Below are 18,260 nucleotides of genomic sequence, written 5' to 3'. Positions count from 1 at the left end.
ACGGCATACGTGCCCGGTCAGGCGAGGCCGAGGGCCGCTGCCTCCTCCCAGAGGTCGTCACGCGCGCTGGGGTGCGCGCACTCCTCGATGAGGTCGCGGCACTGTTCCTTCTCGGTGCGACCCCACAGCGGCGCGATGCCGTGCTCGGTGACGACCGCGCTCTGCTGGAAGCTCGTCGCCGGCTCGTCGAGGAGTGGCACGATCGTCGACACGTCGGCCCGGGGGTGCCACGAGCGCAGGGCGATGAACGACTGCCCGCCCGGCGAGTGCAGCGCGCCGACGATGAAGTCGGTCTGGCCGCCGAAGCCGGAATGGATGCGGGCATTGATGCGTGAGGCGTTTGCCTGCCCGAAGAGGTCGACCTCCAGGGCCGTGTTGACCGACGTCATCAACCGCTGCTGTGCGATGAGGGCCGGGTCGTTGGTCCGCTCGGTCCGCATCATCCGCACCCGCGGGTTGCCGTCGAGCCATGCGTGCAGGGCGGGGGAGCCGAAGCAGAAGGACGTGACGAGTGGGTGGTCCGGGTCGAGCGCGCCCGCCGTGTCCAGAGCCAGCACGCCGTCGGAGAACATCTCGGTCCACAGCCGGAGCCCGCGGCGCGCCGTGAGGGCCGCGAGGGTCGCGTCCGGCACGGCCCCGATGCCGAGCTGGAGCGTCGCGCCGTCGCCGATCATCGCGGCCACGCGCTCTCCGATGGCGCGGCTGTCGGCGTCGGTCGAGGCCACCCGCGGCGACGCGAGGGCCTGCTCGACCTCCACGACGAGGTCGACGCGCTCGAGCGGCACCTGCGCGTCGCCGAACGTGTAGGGCATCCGCGGGTTGACGACCGCCACGACGAGCCCGCCACGGGACCGGCACGCCTCGAGCGCCGCCGGCAGGACGTTCACCTCGAGGCCCAGGCTGAGCAGGCCGTCACGGGGCGGCGCGCAGTGGAGCACGACGGCATCCGGCGGCAGTGCCCCGGCGTAGAGGAGCGGCACGAGCGAGAGCCGCGACGGCACGTACCGCAGCCCGGAGTGGTGGCGCATGCCCGGCCCCACGAAGCACGTCTCGACGGTCACCCCGGAGCGTTCGGGCAGGCCCGCGGGGGCGTTGAGGGCGTGCAGGACGTAGGTGGGCTGGGCCGCGTCGAGGGCCCGCACCGCCTCCCAGGGGACCGCATGGTTGCCGCTGACGACGACCCGTGGGCTGTCGGGCAGCATCGAGAGTCGCTGGATGAGGTCGTCGATCGTCGCCGTCCGCACCTGCTCATCCTCGCGCGACGCGGGCCCCTCCCGAGGCCGTATGCCGTGTGAGGTGACGCAGGTCGCCCGCGGTGTGCGCGCGACGCCTGCCCCAAGCTTGGGCCCGACTCGGTCAGCTTGCCTTCTTCGCGGACGCCTTCTTCGTCGTCGACTTCTTGGCGGTCGTCTTCTTCGCGGCGGCCTTCTTGGTCGTCGTCTTCTTCGCCGCGGTCTTCGATGTCGACTTCTCGGCCGAGGACGCGGCGGCTCCCGAGTCACTGGACTCGCCGGAGTCGGACGAGCCGCCCGTCTTGGCGGCCTTGGCCTTGTCGACGCTGCGCTGCAGGGCCGCGAGCAGGTCGACGACCTCGGTCTCCTCGCCCTTGGCCTCGGGCGTCTCCGTGATGTCGCCGCCCTCGATCTTCGTCGCGACGAGCTGCGTGACCGCCTCGGAGTAGTCGTCCTCGAACTCTTCGGGCTCGTAGTCACCGGACAGCGAGTCGACGAGCGAGGCCGCCATCGCCAGCTCCTTCGACGTGGCGTGGGTGTCCTCGGACAGCGACTCGAACTCGGGCCTGCGCACCTCGTCAGCCCAGAGCAGCGTCTGGAGCACGATGACGCCCTCCCGCACCCGCAACACCGCGAGGGTCATGCGCGTGCGCACCGACACCGTGACGAGAGCCATCCGGTCGGCCTTCTCGAGGGCGTCGCGCAGGAGCACGTAGGGCTTCAGGCCGGTCTTGTCGGGCTCGAGGTAGTAGCTCTTGTCGAAGAGCAGGGGGTCGATCTGCTCGGACGGCACGAACTTCTCGATCGAGATCTCCTTCGACGACCGCGAGGGCAGGCTCTTCAGGTCCTCGTCGGTCAGCACGACCATCTGCCCGTCGGCGGCCTCGTAGCCCTTGGCGATGTCGGAGTAGGGCACCTCCTCGCCGTCGATCGAGCAGACGCGCTGGTACTTGATACGGCCACCGTCCTTCTCGTGGACCTGCCGGAACTGAACGTCGTGGTTCTCCGTGGCCGAAAACAGTCGGACCGGCACATTGACGAGGCCGAACGACACGGCGCCTTTCCAGATGGCTCGCATGAGAACAAGAATGCACCCATGCGCCCCATGCTCGCGACGCCAACGTCGACCATTCCTGTCGGCGACCGCTGGCAGCACGAGGTGAAATGGGACGGGATGCGCGTCCTGGCCGACGTCTGCGACGGCGCGATGCGGCTCTTCTCGCGCACCGAGCGCGACGTCACCGTCGCCTTTCCCGAGCTGCGCGGGCTGGCCGACGAGTACGCCGACATGCTCGTGGACGGCGAGATCGTGTCGCTCCGAGACGGCGTGCCGTCCTTCGCCGCGATGGCGGAGCGGTTCCACGTCACCGACCCCAGACGGGCGGGCCTGCTCGCCGAGCAGGCACCCGTGACGCTCATGACCTTCGACCTGCTCCGCCTCTACGGCGTCGACCTCTGCTCGCGCTCGTGGACCGACCGGCGCTCGACGCTGGAGCGGCTGGAGCTGGGAGGGCGCCGCTGGCAGACCCCTCCGACGTTCACGGACGGCGCCTCGCTGCACGCCGCCACGAGGGAGCAGGGCCTCGAGGGGATCGTGTCCAAGCGCGTCGACTCGCCCTACGTCCCGGGCCTGCGTTCGCCCCACTGGCTCAAGTCGCCGCACCGCGGCACCATCTCGGTCGTCATCGGCGGGTGGCGCCCGGAGGCAACCGGCACGGTCTCACGGCGACTGGGCTCCGTGCTCGTCGGCGTGCCCGGACCAGGCGGCCTGCGCTACCTCGGACGCGTCGGGTCGGGGCTCGCCGGCAAGACCGGACAGGCGCTCATGCGTGACCTCGAGGCCTTGATCTCGGCCGAATCCCCTTTCGCCGCAGACGTTCCGGCCGAAGATGCCAATGGCGCCACGTGGGTGCACCCGGTGCTCGTCGCCGATGTCCAGTCGCTGGGGCTCAGCGGACAGGGCAGACTGCGGCAGCCGGCATACAAGGGCCTGCGCAGCGACCTCACACCCGGTGACGTCGACGACCACGGGGACGGTGAGTGATGCCCTTCGAGGCGCCGAAGGTCACGGTCGAGGTCGACGGCCGCCGGATGAAGCTGTCGAGCCTCGAGAAGGTCATGTACCCCGCCACCGGCACGACGAAGGCGCAGGTCATCGACTACTACGCCCGCATCGCACCCGTGATCCTGCCGCACCTGCGCGACCGGGCCGTCACGCGAATCCGCTTCCCGCACGGGGTCGGTGACATGCAGTTCTTCGAGAAGAACATCCCTGCGGGCACCCCGTCCTGGATCCGACGCGCCGGCCGCGACCCGGTCTTCCCGCTCATCGACGACCTCGCCGGGCTCACCTACTTCGCCAACCTCAACTCCCTCGAGCTGCACGTCCACCAGTGGCGCTACACGGGTGAGGGGCGCGATGCGGAGGCGCTGGGTCCCGACCGGCTCGTCATCGACCTCGACCCCGGACCGGGCACGGGGCTCACCGAGTGCGCCCGCGTCGCGCTCATCGTGCGGGAACGCCTGGGGCGCATCGGACTCGACACCGTCCCCGTGACGAGCGGCAGCAAGGGCCTCCAGCTGTATGCCGTCCTGCCAGGGACCCACACGAGCGACGAGATCCGCGACACCGTGCAGCAGCTCGCGCAGGAGCTCACGAAGCAGCACCCCGACCTCATCGTCTGGAAGATGGCCAAGGAGCTGCGGCCCGGCAAGATCTTCCTCGACTGGAGCCAGAACGTCGCCGCGAAGACGACGGTCTGCCCGTACTCGCTGCGGGGGCGGCAGGCCCCGACGGTCGCCGCACCCCGGTCGTGGGACGAGATCGAGTCGGGTGCCGAGGGCGGAGAGCTCGTCCAGTTGACGGCCGACGAGGTGCTCGACCGGGTCGCCCGAGGCGGCGACCTCGCGGCCCAGATCACCGGCTGAGGCTCCGACCTCCGCGACGGCGGGCACCTCGCGACGACCGAGGGCCCGGCACCACGCGGTGCCGGGCCCTCGGTCGGTGACCGTGTGGTCAGTGCGCCTTGTCGTAGGCAGCCTGGACGTCGGCCGAGATGCGGCCCCGGTCGGAGACGTTGTGGCCGTTGGCGCGCGCCCACTCACGGACGGCACCGAGGTCGGCACGCTTGGGGGCGGAGGCGGCCCGGCGACGCGAGCCGGTCCTGGCCGAACCTGCACGACGTGCGTGCCCGGTCCACGTCGCGAGGTCGTCGCGCAGCTTGCGGGCGTTCTTGTCGGACAGGTCGATCTCGTACGAGACGCCGTCGAGGGCGAAGGTCACCGTCTCGGCAGCCTTTCCACCGTCGACGTCGTCGATCAGCACCACTTCGACACGCTGAGCCATGTTTCTCCATCTGCAGTTGTCGGTTTTGGAGGGGTTATCCGCGAATACGGAGCTCGCGGGCGAGATCAATTTACATGCAGCCGCTCGGGAATGCATTTCCATCAATGGAATGACGCGGATTCGTGACGACAATTGACCTTCGTCACACTCGTGAGAGTGGCATGGAATTGTCCGGGCGAGCGGTCGGCGAGGCCGTTTCCGCAATTTGTTCAGGCGTCGGCCGACGGGCTTTGCGGGGTCGTCCCGGCCGTGGGGGAGCCTGTCCTCCCGTGGCGCTCGCGCTCGTCGTGCTCCGCCTCCCACCGGGCCTGTGCCAGGCGCTCACGGCGGTCACCCTCGAAGATGCTCTTGATGACGAAGTAGAAGAGCGTGCCCACCCCGATCGTCGGGACGAGTGCGAGCACGTAGGGCAGGACCGATTCCATGGGCCACATTTTCTCACGCCTTCACGGACGGCCTGCGCGGCGCTGTCGCACCCGGGCCCTACGGTCGTGCCCATGGCTTCGAGGACGACGACGCGCCGCACCCCCGCCTTTCGGTGCGGCGAGTGCGGCTGGACCACCGTCAAGTGGGTCGGCCGCTGCGGCGAGTGCCAGGCGTGGGGCACGGTGGCCGAGACGGGAGCGGCAACGCCCGCCCGCACGGCCGCCGCCTCGGTGGCCACCCCGGCGCAGCGCATCGCGGACGTGGACGTGACCCGCGCTGCGGCACGGCCGACCGGCGTCGCGGAGTTCGACCGCGTGCTCGGCGGTGGCCTCGTGCCCGGAGGGGTCGTGCTCGTGGCCGGCGAGCCCGGGGTCGGCAAGTCCACGCTCCTGCTCGACGTGGCCGCGCGCACGGCGCGGTCCGGCGCCGAGGTCCTCTACATCAGCGGCGAGGAGTCTGCCGCGCAGGTGCGCACCCGCGCCGAGCGCATCGAGGCCATGGCCGACTCGCTCTACCTCGCGGCCGAGACCGACCTCGCGACGGTCCTCGGCCACGTCGACGCACGCTCGCCGGCCCTGCTCGTCGTCGACTCCGTCCAGACCATCGCCAGCGCCGAGGTCGAGGGCCAGGCCGGCAACGTATCGCAGGTGCGCGAGGTCGCCGCCAGCCTCATCCAGGCCGCCAAGGCCCGTGGCGTCGCGGTGCTCCTCGTCGGTCACGTCACCAAGGACGGCTCGATCGCCGGTCCTCGCGTGCTCGAGCACCTCGTCGACGTCGTCATCCAGTTCGAGGGCGACCGCCACTCGCGGCTGCGCCTCGTGCGCGCCGTGAAGAACCGGTTCGGCCCCACCGACGAGGTCGGCTGCTTCGACCTGTCCGACGTCGGCATCACCGGTCTGCCCGACCCGAGCGGTCTGTTCCTCTCGAGCCGCGACCACGCCGTCCCGGGCACGTGCGTCACCGTGACCCTCGAGGGGCGCCGTCCGCTCGTCGCAGAGGTCCAGGCGCTCGTCGCGCCGTCGACGCTGCCCTCGCCCAGGCGCACCTCGAGCGGTCTCGACTCGTCGCGCCTCGCCATGATCATCGCCGTTCTCGACAAGCGCGCCGGCGCGCCCGTCGGCTCCCGCGACATCTTCGCGGCCACCGTGGGCGGCGTCCGCATCACCGAGCCGGCCGCCGACCTGGCCATCGTCTGCGCCCTCGCGTCCTCCGTCGTCGACCAGCCGCTCGCCACCGACGTCGTCGCGTTCGGTGAGGTCGGCCTCGCCGGCGAGGTGCGCCGCGTCACGGGCCTCGACCGTCGCCTCGCCGAGGCCGCACGGCTCGGCTTCCGCCACGCGCTCGTGCCCGCGGGCAGCCTCTCCGACTCCGCGGTGCCCGCCGGGATCCGCGCCGTCGAGGTCGCCGACGTGCCGCGGGCGATCGAGGCGATGGGTTGCCTCGCCGGTGGAAGGTCTTCGGGCGCACCCGCCGTCGCCAGCGTCTAGACTGCGACCGACCGGGGTGGACGCGCTCGGCGCCCCCATTGCGAACAGGGAAGTGATGGACCGGAACGACGAGCTGCTGCTGCGTGCGGCCCTCGCCGCTGTTGCACCCGGCACCGAGCTGCGTGACAGCCTCGAACGCATCCTCCGTGGGCGCACTGGAGCCCTCATCGTGCTCGGCTTCGACCGGGTCGTCGACTCGATCTGCACCGGCGGCTTCGTCCTCGACGTCGAGTTCTCGGCAACCCGGGTGCGCGAGCTCTGCAAGATGGACGGCGCCGTGGTCCTCGACCGCGAGGGCACCCGCATCCTGCGGGCCGCGACCCAGCTCGTGCCCGACTCGCGCATCGAGACCACCGAGTCCGGCACGCGTCACCGCACCGCCGAGCGAGTGGCCAAGCAGACCGGTTTCCCCGTCATCTCGGTGAGCCAGTCGATGGGCGTCGTCGCGCTCTACGTCGGCGACCTGCGCCACGTCATCGAGGGTTCGCCGACCACCCTGTCGCGTGCCGACCAGGCCCTGCAGACGCTCGAGCGCTACAAGGCCCGGCTCGACGAGGTCACCGGCACGCTGTCGGCCCTCGAGATCGAGGACCTCGTCACGATCCGCGACGTCACCGCCGTGCTCCAGCGCCTCGAGATGGTGCGCCGCATCTCCGCCGAGATCCAGGACTACGTCGTCGAGCTCGGCACGGACGGCCGCCTCCTCAGCCTCCAGCTCGAGGAGCTTGTCGGCGGGCTGGGCAACGACCGTGAGCTCGTCATCCGCGACTACCTACCGGCCACCAAGTCGGACCTCAGCGTCGACGACGCCCTCGGCAACCTCCAGACGCTCAACTCCGTCGAGCTGCTGGACCTCGCTGCGGGCGCCCGTGCGGTCGGGTTCTCCGTCGTGGGCGACAGCCTCGACGCCCCGGTGTCACCGCAGGGTTACCGCCTGCTGACCAAGGTGCCGCGCCTGCCCACCGCCATCGTCGACCGTCTCGTCACGCACTTCGAGTCGCTCCAGCGCCTCCTCGCGGCCGGCATCGAGGACCTCATGCTCGTCGAGGGTGTCGGCGAGGGCCGCGCCCGCGCGGTGCGCGAGGGACTCTCGCGCCTCGCCGAGTCGAGCATCCTCGAACGCTACGTCTGAACGCTCGGGAGCTCACGGCCCCGGCGGGCCTGCGCCTGCGCCCCCGAGATCCCCCGAACAGCCCCTCGCAGGGTCGGCACTAGCGTGTCCGTATGCCGTCCCCTCGAGCTCCCCTGGCACCGCTCCACGAGCGGGTCAACGCGTGGTACGCGGAGGCGGGTCGCAAGCAGCTGCCGTGGCGCCAGCCTGACTGCAGCGCCTGGGGCGTCTTCCTGTCCGAGGTGATGTCGCAGCAGACGCCGCTCGCCCGGGTCGAGCCGGCCTGGCGCGAGTGGATGCGTCGCTGGCCCACGCCCGCAGCCCTCGCAGCCGCCGCCCCCGGTGACGCCGTGCGCGCGTGGGGGAGGTTGGGCTACCCGCGACGGGCACTGCGGTTGCACGAGGCCGCGACGGCGATGGTCGAGCGGCACGCCGGCGAGGTGCCCGGCAGCCCCCAGGAGCTGCTCGCCCTGCCCGGAGTCGGTGCCTACACCGCGGCCGCCGTCGCGTGCTTCGCCTTCGGCATCCCGGAGGTCGTCGTCGACACCAACGTGAGGAGGGTGCTCGCGCGCACCGTCGAGGGCAAGGCGTACCCGAACCTCACCCTGAACCGCGCCGAGGCGAAGCTCGCCGCCGACTCGATGCCGGCCGACCGAGACACCGCCACCACGTGGAACGTCGCCGTGATGGAGCTCGGTGCGCTCGTGTGTGTGGCCCGGGGGCCCCGTTGCGACGAGTGCCCCGTGGCCGACCTGTGCGCCTGGAACCTCGACGGTCGGCCCGCGTACGACGGACCGCCACGCCGCGGCCAGACGTGGCACGGCACGGACCGCCAGGTGCGCGGCGAGCTGCTGCGGCGACTGCGCGAGGCGCACGCCGCAGTACCGCTGTCCGGCCTCGAGAGCTCCGCCGACGACCCGGGCCAGGTGATGCGGTGCCTGGACTCACTGGTCGCCGACGGCCTCGTGGAGCCGCTGTCACGCAACCGTTTCCGTCTCCCGGCGTGACCTCAACCTCGAGTAGGGGGGTGGTGGGCCCGGTCAGAGGTTGCCGAGCACCGTCTGGACGTCGACGAGGATCACCACGCGCTCGGGGTTGGGGCGCGGCTGTTTGTAGCGGGCGGCATACCGCTGCTCGGCGTCGGTGACTGCGGCGGCATCGACCAGGACGCGCGCCGTGCCCTGGAGCGAGAGCCAGTGCCTGCCGTCGACCTGGCACAGAACAGCCGGGCAGCCGGCGAGGGCATTGAGGGCCTTGCGGCTGCCCCTGCTCGTGATGACCCGTGCGACGGACTCTTCGCTGTCCCAGGTGAACCCCACGGGGACGACGTGGGGAGAGCCGTCGGGGCGCAGCGTGGTCAGGGTCGCCAGGTGTCGGACCGTGAGGAACTCGAGCGCCTCCCGTGAGAGGTCGCGTGGTCGTGTCGCCATCGCCCTAGACCACGAGGCTGAGCAGCATGACCAGCGCGAAGCCGACGACGGAGATGACGGTCTCCATGACCGACCACGACTTGATCGTCTCGCCGACCGTGAGCCCGAAGTACTCCTTGACGAGCCAGAAGCCGGCATCGTTGACGTGGCTGAAGAAGAGCGAGCCGCACCCGATGGCGAGGACGAGGAGGGCGAGGTGGCTCGTCGTCAACGTCGATGCGAGTGGTCCGACGATGCCGGCCGCGGTGATGGTCGCGACGGTGGCCGAGCCGGTGCCGAGGCGGATGAGCACGGCGACGAGCCAGCCCAGGAGCAGCACCGAGATGTTGACGCCGGTGGCCCAGTCCTTGATGACGTTGCCGACGCCGGCGTCGACGAGGGTCTGCTTGAAGCCACCGCCGGCCGCCACGATGAGGATGATGCCGGCGATGCCGGGCAGGCTCGCGCCGAACGTGCCGCTCACCTGGCTGCGCGACATGCCCGATGCGAGACCGAGGCGGAAGTAGCAGAAGATGACCGCGATGAGCAGGGCCACGACGGGCGTACCGAAGACGTCGACGACCTGGCGTATGCCGCTCTCCTCGTCGGGCACGAGGAGCTTGGTGATCGCGTCGATGAGCATGAGGACGACGGGCAGCGTGATGGCGACGATGGCCGAGCCGAAGCCGACGCGACGTCGGCCGGCCGCAAGGGGCGCCTCGAGGTCATCGAGGTCCTCCATGCCGTCGCGCTTGCGCTCGTGGTCGACGGCGGTGCCGCCGGACGCTCGAGTGGCAGTGGTCGTGCGGCCGCTGCCAGCACCGGAACCGACCACGGCCGGTACCCCGACGAGAGCCTCGACGTGCTTGGGCACCCAGCGGTCGACGAAGCGGGCCAGCACGGGTCCGGCCACGATGACGGTCGGGATGGCGACGATGATCCCGTAGAGCAGGGTGCGGCCGAGGTCCGCGTTGAGCAGTCCGATGGCCGTGAGTGGGCCGGGGTGCGGGGGCACGAGTCCGTGCAGGACCGACAGTCCGGCGAGCGCGGGGATGCCGATCTTCATGACCGACAGGCCGGTTCGCCTCGCCACGAGGATGACGACCGGTACGAGGAGCACGACGCCAACCTCGAAGAAGAGCGGCAGGCCGAGGATCGCCGCGATGGCGGCCATCATCCACGGCAGCCCGTTGGGGCCCACCCGACCGACGAGCGTCGACACGATCTTGTTGGCGCCGCCCGACTCCTCGAGCATCTTGCCGATCATGGCGCCGAGCGCGATGAGGACCCCGACGGAGCCGGTGGTCGACCCGAAGCCGGTGGTGAAGCTGTCGACGATGTCGCCGGCCGGCATCGTCGCGACCGCGCCCAGCACCGCAGAGCCGAGCATCAGCGACAGGAACGGGTGGAGCTTGACGACCGTGATGAGCAGCACGACAGAGAGGATGCCGAGCAGGCAGGCGGCGACGAGCTGGCCGTCACCGGCATACGGCTCCTTGGGTGCCTCGTCGGCGAGACGGGCGACGGCGGGCATCAGCCCGGAGGGGACTGCGGTCAGCGTGGAGAGAGTCATGCGGTGGGGTCCTTCCGGAGTCCGAGTGCGCGTAGGGATCGGTTGAGCACCTCGGCGGCGGTGCCCTCGTTGGTGACGGAGACGCCGGGCTCGTCGGCCTCGAGCGGTTCGAGGGTGGCGAGCTGGCTGGGCAGCAGGGAGGGTGGCATGTAGTGCCCCGGGCGGTGCTCCATCCGGTCCTGGATGACCTCGCTCGGTGCCTCGACGTGGAGGAAGCGCACGTGCGGACGGCCCTTCCGCAGCAGGTCTCGGTAGACGCGCCGCAGGGCGGAGCACGTGACGACGGCCGACTCGCCCACCTTCTCCTTGCCGCTGATCCAGTCACCGATGGACTCGAGCCACGGCCAGCGGTCGTCGTCGGTGAGGGGCTGGCCGCTGCGCATCTTGGCGACGTTGGCGTCGGAGTGGAACGCGTCGCCTTCGGCGAACTCCCAGCCCATGACGGTCGAGATGCCTTTGGCGACGGTGCTCTTGCCGCTGCCACTGACGCCCATGACGATCACGACGTCGGGGTCCGGCGGGGAGCTGGGCGAGGTGTCGTCCGCGTTGTCCGGCATGTCTTGAACGTACCCCGTTGAAGCGCGAGCGCCTCGTCGGTAACGTGGCCCCTCGTGCCTGCCTCCGTCCGCCTGTCGTGAAGACCTTCTGGCTGCTCGTGCGAGCAGGCTTCAGGAGGCACTCGGCCTACCGGTTGGCGCTGCTCGCGGGGATGACGACGAACTCGGTCTTCGGCGTCATCCGCGCCTCGATCCTGCTCGCGGCCCTCGCCTCGGCCGGCACGTCGATCGGCGGCTACGACGCCCCGACGACCGTCGCGTTCGTCTGGTGGGGCCAGGCGCTGCTCGGGACCGTCAACCTGTGGGGCTTCGCCGAGGTCAAGGACCGCGTGCGCACCGGCGACATCGCGATCGACTTCCTCAGGCCGATCAACCCCCAGTTCGCTTATCTGGCAGGCGATCTCGGCCGTGCCGGCATCAATCTCATCGGCCGAGGTGCCCCAGCGATCCTGCTCGGGACCCTCCTCTTCGACCTGGCGTGGCCGCCGTCGACCACCAGCTGGGTCGTCGGCGCCGCCTCCGTGCTCCTCGCCGTCGTCGTCGCGTTCGCGGGCAACTTCGTCATCAACCTGCTCGCGTTCTGGCTCGTCGAGATCCGCGGCATCCAGCTGCTGTGGATGATCACCGGAGGCCTGCTGTGCGGGCTCTACCTGCCGGTGCCGTGGTTCCCGGACTGGCTGCGCACGATCGCGCAGTGGTCGCCGTTCCCGTCGATGCTGCAGAACCCGATCGACATCCTCGCCGGCCGCGTCGTCGGCACCGACATCGCCTCGGCCGTCGCGGTCCAGCTCTTCTGGGCCGTCGCCCTCCTCGTCCTCGGCCAGCTGGTGCTCCGGGCCGGCCGCCGCCATCTGGAGGTGCAGGGTGGCTGACCGGATGGCGGGCTCCACGCTCGAGCAGCGGCTGCGCCCCTACCGGGTGCTGCTCGCCTCCCGGGCCCGTGCGCAGATGCAGTACAAGACGTCCTTCGTGACCGACGTCCTCGGCACCATCGGCGTCGGCCTCGCAGAGTTCGCCGAGGTCTGGGTCATCTTCCACAACGTCGACGTGCTCGGCGGCCTCGACTTCACGGCGGCGCTGCTCGTGTTCGCCCTGTCGAACCTGGCGTTCTCCCTCGCCGACATGTTCGTCGGGCACCTCGACCAGCTGCCGCGGTTCATCCGCGCGGGCCAGATCGACGCGTTCTACGTGCGCCCGCTGCCGCTGCTGACGCAGCTCATGACGAGTGACCTGTCGCTGCGTCGGATCGGCCGCCTGTCGGTCGCCGTCGTCGCGCTCGTCGTCGCGCTGACGACCGCCGACATCGCGTGGTCCCCGGCCACCGTGGCCCTCATCGTGCTGACCGTCGTGAGCGGGACCGCGATCTTCTCGGCGCTGTTCACGGCGGCCGGCGGCGTGCAGTTCTTCCTCGTCGACGGGGCGGAGTTCACCAACACGTTCACGTACGGCGGGTCGTATGCCGCCCAGCAGAGCCAGCAGGTCTTCCCCGACCCGCTGCGGATCTTCTGGACGTTCGTCGTGCCGACCGCGTTCGTCGCCTACGTCCCGGCGGTGGCCATTCTCGACCTTCCGGGCGACCACCTCGCACCGACGTGGCTGGGCTGGTGCACGCCCCTCGCCGCCCTGCTCGCGTGGAGCATCGCCGCCCTCTGCTGGAGGGCTGGGACCCGTCACTACCAAGGAGCCGGCGGATGAGCATCATCGTGACCCGCGACCTCGTGCGCGACTTCAAGAAGACCCGCGCGGTCGACCGGATGACCTTCTCGGTCGAGCCCGGCGAGTCGGTCGGCTACATCGGCGCGAACGGCGCCGGCAAGTCGACGACGATCAAGATGCTGACCGGCATCCTCAAGCCGACCGCCGGGCACGTGCGCACGTGCGGTCTCGACCCGATGCGGCAGCGCATCGAGGTCGCACGCCGGGTCGGTGTCGTCTTCGGGCAGCGGTCGCAGCTGTGGTGGGACCTCCCGCTCCGCGAGTCCTTCACCATCCTCGGCGCCATCCACCGGCTCGACGAGGCAGCGGCACGCGCGCGCACCGACATCCTCGTCGAGCAGCTCGAGATGGGGCCGCAGCTGCGCACACCGGTGCGGTCGCTGTCGCTCGGGCAGCGCATGCGGGCCGAGATCGCGGCGGCTTTGATCCACTCGCCGGAGCTGCTCATCCTCGACGAGCCGACGATCGGTCTCGACGTGCTCTCGAAGCAGCGGCTGCGTGAGTTCCTCGTCGCCGAGCGGCGCGAGCGGGGCACGACCCTCCTGCTCACGACGCACGACATGGGCGACATCGAGCGCCTGTGCGAACGGGTGCTCGTCGTCGACCACGGCCGGCTCGCCTTCGACGGCACGTTGCCGGGTCTCGCGGGGACGGTCGGCGCCCAGCGCATCGTCGTCCTCGACCTCGCCGCCCCGACGCCCGACCTCGTCGACGTGCCCGGCACGAGCCTCGTCGACAGCGAGCCCGACGGCCTGCGCCAGCGCCTCGCGTTCGACGCCGAGGTGACGACCGCCGCCGCGGTGCTCGCTCACGTCTCGGCCCGTCACGAGGTCCGCGACCTCGCGATCGAGGAGCCTGACATCGAGGACGTCGTCAGGCGCATCTACGCCGCCTCCGGGCGCTCCTGAGGGCTGGCCACTCGGCGGGGTCAGAGGGTGCGGAGCATCCTGGTGTTGCCGAGGGTGTTGGGTTTGACGCGCTCGAGGTCGAGGAACTCGGCGACGCCCTCGTCGTAGGAGCGGAGCAGCTCGGCGTACACGTCCATAGGCACGGCCTGGCCCTCGATGGCCTCGAACCCGTGCCGGGTGAAGAACTGCGTCTCGAACGTCAGGCAGAAGAGCCGCTGCACACCGATCTCGCGCGCGTCCTGGACGAGCTCCTCGAGGAGCCGGCCGCCGAGACCGGAGCCGAGCAGCTCAGGGGCCACCGCGAGGGTGCGGATCTCGGCGAGGTCCTCCCACATGACGTGCAGGGCACCGCACCCCACGATGCGACCGTCGAGCTCGGCGACGCGGAACTCCTGGAGGCTCTCGAAGTACGTGACCGCCTCCTTGCTGACGAGGACTCGGCGCTCGGCGAGGGGAGCGATGAGAGCGCGGATGCCGCGCACGTCAGCGGTGCGAGCGCGGCGGATGACGGGCATTCCCGGGGTGACGGAGGCTGGGCCGCTCACGAGAGGTTCCCGTCGCGGAACTCGGCGAAGAGCCGGCGGGCCTCGTTGCCGAGGACGACGATCGACTGCTGCCCGGCCCAGCCGAAGCCGCCCTTGGCGACGCCGCGCCCGACCTTGAGCGGGCTCAGCTGGTGGAGGCCCGCGGTGAAGGTGAGGATCTGTTCGGCGGACAGGTTGCTCCTGCCGACCTTGCTGAAGCTCGTGAGGGCCGACGGGATGGCGATGGGGCCGGCGAGCTTGGCCTTGATCGCGGCGGCCATGATGACCTCGCCCTGGTGGCGTGAGCGGCCGAAGTCGCCGTCCGGCAAGGTCTTTCGCTCGCGGGCGTACGCGAGTGCCTCCGCACCGGACAGGGTCTGGGCGCCCTTCTTGATGACGAGATCGCGGGCGTGTGACGCCACGACGGTCTTCGGGACGACGATGGGGATGCCGCCCTGCTCGTCGACGATCTTCTTGAAGCCGGAGAAGCCGAGGACGACGTAGCCCTCGATCGGCAGCTTCGTGACGCTCTTGACGGTGCTCACCTGGGCACGGGGCCCTCCGAGCACCATGGCCGAGTTGATCTTGCCCCTGCCTCCGGTCGACAGCGGCACCCAGAGGTCGCGGGCCATGCCCATGACCCCGCCACCACCCCTGCCGTCGACGCCGATGACCTGGAGAACGTCGGCGCGGGTGCGCTCGAGGGACTGGCCCTTGCGGGCGTCGGAGCCGATGGCGAGGACCCAGCGGGGGCCCTTCCCGAGGCTCGGCTTCGCCACGCCGAGCGACGGCCACCAGCCGCCGACGACCTTCCACGTCGGACCGACCGCGAGGGTCACGTCGTCCCCCGCGGTGACGACCGCGACGGGGGTGCCCATCCACGAGCCGACCTTCGCCGTGGCCTTCACCGCCCCGGTCACCGGCTTGCGCGCCTTGAGGGCCGCGGCCGCCGTGGGGGATGCCGTACGCGTCAGGTCGCCACCGGCGTACGCGGTGCGCACGAGCGCGGCCAACGGCGCCGGGGCGCCGGCGACCGTGACGCCCGAAGCGGGCGTCCTGGCATCCGAGCTCGAGGCCGTGCCCGTCCTCGCCGACGAAGCGGCGGGTGTCGCCGGGTCGGGCGTGCACGCGCCGAGCGCGAGGGCCACGAGCGCTGCTGCGGCGGCGGGGCGATGGCGACGGCTGGCTGGGATCACGCCGCAACCCTAGATGACGAGCATGGCCGACCTCCGGCGCACACACGGACCGCGTCCAGGCTGGTCGCCACCGCCCCCGGACGCGGCGGGAGCCCCGACGCTCGGCGTCGGGGCTCCCTGTCCGTGCAGCCCGTCGGGCCGGCGGTCACACGGTCAGCGGTACTGGATGTCGTGCAGGCGGATGTTGTCGCACTGCATCGTGATCGACTTGTCGACGTACCACGGCGCCTGGTCCTCCCAGCGCGACCAACGCAGGCCGTCGGGGCAGGAGGCGACGACGCGGTACTGCGTGCCGGGCGCGCTCGGGTAGCAGTGGACGGTCATCGTGTAGCTGTTCTGCGAGACGATGCAGTCGCCCGCGGCGGATGCCGTGGACGGAGCCGCGACGGCGAGCGAACCGGCCACGGCGCCTGCGACGGCGAGCGAGGTCAGGATCTTCTTCATGGGTTCCCCTATCTGTGTCGTCGGCACTGCTCGTACCGAGCGTGCCGACAGCGCGAGTCACTCTCGCGGCGCTGTGACGGAGACCCTTGACCGCTGGTTCCCGCAGCTGCGACGCGGTCACGCCACGCGCGAAGCCGTCCGCACGAGAGACCGTGACGCCACCACCGACGCGAGCACCACCGCTCCGGCGATCGCCGACGTGACGACGAACCGCACGACGAGCCCGCTGTCGAGCGCGCTCGCGAACGGCACCATGAGCACGAGGACGAACCCGGCCGCGAGCCCGATCGTCATGGCGAGAGGCAGCGCCACCTCGAGCGCGCGGGCCCGGTGGAGGGAGCGCTCGCTCGTGCCGGCGAGGGCGAGGGCGCGGTACTGCTCGCGCTGGTCGAGCACGCGTGCGGCCTGGACGACGCCGGTCGACGTCGCGCCGACCACGGTGATGATGACGAGCGTGACGAGTGCACCGGTGCCGAGGTCCTCGGCGAGGTAGCGCTCCAGCGGCGTGGCCGGGTCGTCGACCTGGGCCAGGCTCGTGAAGCCCACGACGACGACGGCGAGACCGAGCGCCCCCACCGCCCGCCACGTGCTCTTGGGGTCGTCGGCGATGCGTCGCGCGGCGAGCAGCGTCGCGGCAGTCGGTGCGACGCGGGAGGCGATCCGGCCCGCGACCATGACGACGAACGGGCCGACGGCGTTGACCGCGAGGATCATCGCGCCGAGGACGAGCACGATCGTCACGCGTTCCGGCTCCTTCATCGGCGTGATGACGAGCACCCAGGCGCCACCCGCGGCCGCGGCCACGAGGACCCGGAGGAGGCTGAGCCGCTTGGGGCTCGTGCGGGTCGCGACCCCGAGCGGGCTGATGGCGACACGGGCGAGGCTGGACGCACCCGACACGACGGCCACGACGACCACCGCGGCCGCGACGGCACCCGTCTGCCACAACGGCAGCACGAGCTCGCTCAGCTCGAACGGCCTGCCCTGGAAGGTCAGCCGGGCCACGAGCGGCAGGACCGCGAGGTAGAGGACGACACCGGTCACCGCGCCGAGAAGCGCCTGGGCGGCGGCCTCGGCGAGCGTCATGAGCGTGACCTGGGCGGAGGTCGCGCCCGCCAGGCGGAGGGCCGCGAGGCGCTGGTCGCGCCGCGCGATCGCGAGCCGCGCCGCGACGCCGCCCAACGTGAGGATCGGGATGACCATGCACGTGGTCGCGATCCAGGCGAGCGTCACGTAGAGGTCGCCGATCGTGGCCTGCTCGATCGAGAGGCCCCCCTCGCCGGCGGGCGCGGCGTTGCGCGACTCGAACGCCAACAGCCCGGCGACGCAGACGAGCAGCGCGGCGGTCGCCACGGCGAAGGACGCGACGGCGAGCACGCCGGGTACGCGGTTGTCGGCAGCTTCGGCGCGGCGCAGCCGCCACCAGAGCGAGACGGCCGCGTTCACCGGGCCACGCCCAGGGACGTGGCGCGCTCGACGATGCGGCCGTCGCGCACGCGGGCGACGCCGTGGCACCACGCCGCGACGTTCGCGTCGTGGGTCACGACGACGAGCGAGGCGCCGGTGTGGGCGGCGAGCTGGGTCAGGTGGTGCATGACCTCGGCACTCGTCGTCTGGTCCAACGCGCCCGTCGGCTCGTCGGCGAACACGACACCCGGCCGGGCGACGAGCGCCCGCGCGATCGCGACGCGTTGCGCCTGGCCACCGGACAGCTCGCCGGGACGGCGCTTCTCGAGGCCCGAGAGGCCGAGGGGCGGGAAGAGGGTCGCGGCACGGGCGGTCGCCTCGGACCGAGAGACGCCGTCGAGCATGAGCGGAAGGGCGACGTTCTCGATCGCCGGCAGCTCGGGCAGGAGCATCCCCTGCTGGAAGACGAAGCCGAAGTCCTTGCGGCGCAGCACGGTTCGCTCACGGTCCGACATCCGCGCGATGTCCCGGCCGCGCCAGAGCACCTGGCCGCCAGTCGGTCGCAGGATCCCCGCGAGGACGTGCAGCAGTGTCGTCTTGCCCGACCCGGACGGGCCCATGACGGCCAGGCTCTCGCCGGCACCGATCGTCAGGTCCACGCCGCCGAGGGCGGGCGGGCCGGCGGACGTGCCCTTGCCGTACGTCATGACGAGGTCGCGGGCGACGAGGTCGCGCGAGGTGTCCGCCGGCACAGAGGCGGGCGGGGGCCCGGCGAGGGCGGGGGAGGGGGCGCGCTCGGGCGCGGCGGCCGGCATACCGGCGGGGTCGTGGTGGCTCATGGCCCAACCCTCGCGGCGCGACCCACCCCGGCACATCGGTCGCAGGTCGGCACCCGCGGGAGGCGGCGTACGACCCCGGTATGAG

At 71.4% G+C, this 18,260-nt stretch carries 20 protein-coding genes; 8 read left to right on the top strand and 12 right to left on the bottom strand.

Annotation, left to right across the window (positions count from 1 at the left end):
- Positions 1 to 17 precede the first annotated feature (17 nt).
- Entirely contained in the window at positions 18 to 1,244 is a 1,227-nt protein-coding gene (locus H9I49_RS13650) for an acetyl-CoA hydrolase/transferase C-terminal domain-containing protein (protein WP_188030905.1), read from the bottom strand.
- 112 nt (positions 1,245 to 1,356) lie between these two features.
- A complete protein-coding gene (locus H9I49_RS13645) occupies positions 1,357 to 2,310 on the bottom strand; it encodes a Ku protein (RefSeq protein WP_188030904.1) in 954 nt (317 codons plus the stop codon).
- A gap of 18 nt (positions 2,311 to 2,328) precedes the next feature.
- Here H9I49_RS13645 and ligD (H9I49_RS13640) point away from each other — a divergent pair, with 18 nt between their 5' ends.
- Together ligD (H9I49_RS13640) and ligD (H9I49_RS13635) are read left to right on the top strand one after the other, a co-directional pair.
- A complete protein-coding gene (ligD, locus tag H9I49_RS13640; RefSeq protein WP_223128667.1) occupies positions 2,329 to 3,276 on the top strand; it encodes a non-homologous end-joining DNA ligase in 948 nt (315 codons plus the stop codon).
- Complete coding sequence (gene ligD / locus H9I49_RS13635; RefSeq protein WP_188030903.1) at positions 3,276 to 4,160, top strand: non-homologous end-joining DNA ligase; 885 nt, start codon at positions 3,276 to 3,278, stop codon at positions 4,158 to 4,160. The genes ligD (H9I49_RS13640) and ligD (H9I49_RS13635) overlap by 1 nt, the downstream gene beginning before the upstream one ends.
- 88 nt (positions 4,161 to 4,248) lie before the next feature.
- Here ligD (H9I49_RS13635) and H9I49_RS13630 read toward each other — a convergent pair whose 3' ends face one another.
- On the bottom strand, positions 4,249 to 4,578 hold the full coding sequence (locus H9I49_RS13630) for an Lsr2 family protein (RefSeq protein ID WP_188030902.1): 330 nt from the start codon (positions 4,576 to 4,578) through the stop codon (positions 4,249 to 4,251).
- 209 nt (positions 4,579 to 4,787) lie between these two features.
- Positions 4,788 to 5,003 (bottom strand): hypothetical protein, encoded by a 216-nt coding sequence (locus tag H9I49_RS13625; RefSeq protein WP_188030901.1) that lies wholly within the window; start codon positions 5,001 to 5,003, stop codon positions 4,788 to 4,790.
- Between the two features lie 72 nt (positions 5,004 to 5,075).
- Here H9I49_RS13625 and radA point away from each other — a divergent pair, with 72 nt between their 5' ends.
- The 3 genes from radA (at position 5,076) to H9I49_RS13610 (ending at position 8,609) form a co-directional block, all read left to right on the top strand.
- On the top strand, positions 5,076 to 6,491 hold the full coding sequence (gene radA, locus H9I49_RS13620) for a DNA repair protein RadA (protein WP_188030900.1): 1,416 nt from the start codon (positions 5,076 to 5,078) through the stop codon (positions 6,489 to 6,491).
- A 55-nt stretch (positions 6,492 to 6,546) separates the two neighbouring features.
- Positions 6,547 to 7,623, top strand: coding sequence for a DNA integrity scanning diadenylate cyclase DisA (gene disA / locus H9I49_RS13615; RefSeq protein WP_188030899.1), 1,077 nt, complete (start codon positions 6,547 to 6,549; stop codon positions 7,621 to 7,623).
- Positions 7,624 to 7,715: 92 nt separating this feature from the next.
- Positions 7,716 to 8,609, top strand: coding sequence for an A/G-specific adenine glycosylase (locus H9I49_RS13610; protein WP_188030898.1), 894 nt, complete (start codon positions 7,716 to 7,718; stop codon positions 8,607 to 8,609).
- A gap of 33 nt (positions 8,610 to 8,642) precedes the next feature.
- On the opposite strand, the gene H9I49_RS13605 is transcribed toward H9I49_RS13610, so the two are convergent.
- Genes H9I49_RS13605 through H9I49_RS13595 form a run of 3 tightly spaced genes read right to left on the bottom strand, consistent with a single transcriptional unit; the run spans position 8,643 to position 11,141 of the window.
- On the bottom strand, positions 8,643 to 9,032 hold the full coding sequence (locus H9I49_RS13605; RefSeq protein ID WP_188030897.1) for a PPOX class F420-dependent oxidoreductase: 390 nt from the start codon (positions 9,030 to 9,032) through the stop codon (positions 8,643 to 8,645).
- Positions 9,033 to 9,036: 4 nt separating this feature from the next.
- Positions 9,037 to 10,584 carry an SLC13 family permease gene (locus tag H9I49_RS13600; protein ID WP_188030896.1) on the bottom strand — a complete coding sequence of 516 codons (1,548 nt, stop codon included), beginning with the start codon at positions 10,582 to 10,584 and terminating at the stop codon, positions 9,037 to 9,039.
- Positions 10,581 to 11,141, bottom strand: a complete 561-nt coding sequence (locus tag H9I49_RS13595; RefSeq protein ID WP_188030895.1) for a gluconokinase — start codon at positions 11,139 to 11,141, stop codon at positions 10,581 to 10,583. The genes H9I49_RS13600 and H9I49_RS13595 overlap by 4 nt, the downstream gene beginning before the upstream one ends.
- A 77-nt stretch (positions 11,142 to 11,218) precedes the next feature.
- On the opposite strand from H9I49_RS13595, the gene H9I49_RS13590 reads away from it, so the two are divergent.
- Genes H9I49_RS13590 through H9I49_RS13580 form a run of 3 tightly spaced genes read left to right on the top strand, consistent with a single transcriptional unit; the run spans position 11,219 to position 13,765 of the window.
- Entirely contained in the window at positions 11,219 to 12,013 is a 795-nt protein-coding gene (locus H9I49_RS13590; RefSeq protein ID WP_188030894.1) for an ABC-2 family transporter protein, read from the top strand.
- Complete coding sequence (locus tag H9I49_RS13585; protein ID WP_370587568.1) at positions 12,006 to 12,836, top strand: ABC transporter permease; 831 nt, start codon at positions 12,006 to 12,008, stop codon at positions 12,834 to 12,836. Before H9I49_RS13590 ends, H9I49_RS13585 begins: the two co-directional genes overlap by 8 nt.
- Positions 12,833 to 13,765, top strand: coding sequence for an ATP-binding cassette domain-containing protein (locus H9I49_RS13580; protein ID WP_188030893.1), 933 nt, complete (start codon positions 12,833 to 12,835; stop codon positions 13,763 to 13,765). The genes H9I49_RS13585 and H9I49_RS13580 overlap by 4 nt, the downstream gene beginning before the upstream one ends.
- Positions 13,766 to 13,785: 20 nt before the next feature.
- On the opposite strand, the gene H9I49_RS13575 is transcribed toward H9I49_RS13580, so the two are convergent.
- The 5 genes from H9I49_RS13575 to H9I49_RS13555 form a co-directional block, all read right to left on the bottom strand.
- Complete coding sequence (locus tag H9I49_RS13575; RefSeq protein WP_188031227.1) at positions 13,786 to 14,280, bottom strand: amino-acid N-acetyltransferase; 495 nt, start codon at positions 14,278 to 14,280, stop codon at positions 13,786 to 13,788.
- 26 nt (positions 14,281 to 14,306) lie between these two features.
- Positions 14,307 to 15,485 carry an LCP family protein gene (locus H9I49_RS13570; protein ID WP_188030892.1) on the bottom strand — a complete coding sequence of 393 codons (1,179 nt, stop codon included), beginning with the start codon at positions 15,483 to 15,485 and terminating at the stop codon, positions 14,307 to 14,309.
- Positions 15,486 to 15,638: 153 nt separating this feature from the next.
- Positions 15,639 to 15,929: a hypothetical protein gene (locus tag H9I49_RS13565; protein ID WP_188030891.1), complete on the bottom strand. Its 291-nt coding sequence runs from the start codon at positions 15,927 to 15,929 to the stop codon at positions 15,639 to 15,641.
- Between the two features lie 117 nt (positions 15,930 to 16,046).
- Entirely contained in the window at positions 16,047 to 17,375 is a 1,329-nt protein-coding gene (locus H9I49_RS13560; RefSeq protein WP_188030890.1) for an FtsX-like permease family protein, read from the bottom strand.
- Positions 17,372 to 18,175, bottom strand: coding sequence for an ABC transporter ATP-binding protein (locus H9I49_RS13555; RefSeq protein ID WP_255523930.1), 804 nt, complete (start codon positions 18,173 to 18,175; stop codon positions 17,372 to 17,374). Before H9I49_RS13555 ends, H9I49_RS13560 begins: the two co-directional genes overlap by 4 nt.
- Between the last annotated feature and the right edge of the window lie 85 nt (positions 18,176 to 18,260).

This window comes from Terrabacter sp. MAHUQ-38, from assembly GCF_014518425.1.
Classification (GTDB): Bacteria; Actinomycetota; Actinomycetes; order Actinomycetales; family Dermatophilaceae; genus Terrabacter.
This window is presented reverse-complemented; position numbering and strand designations above follow the sequence as displayed.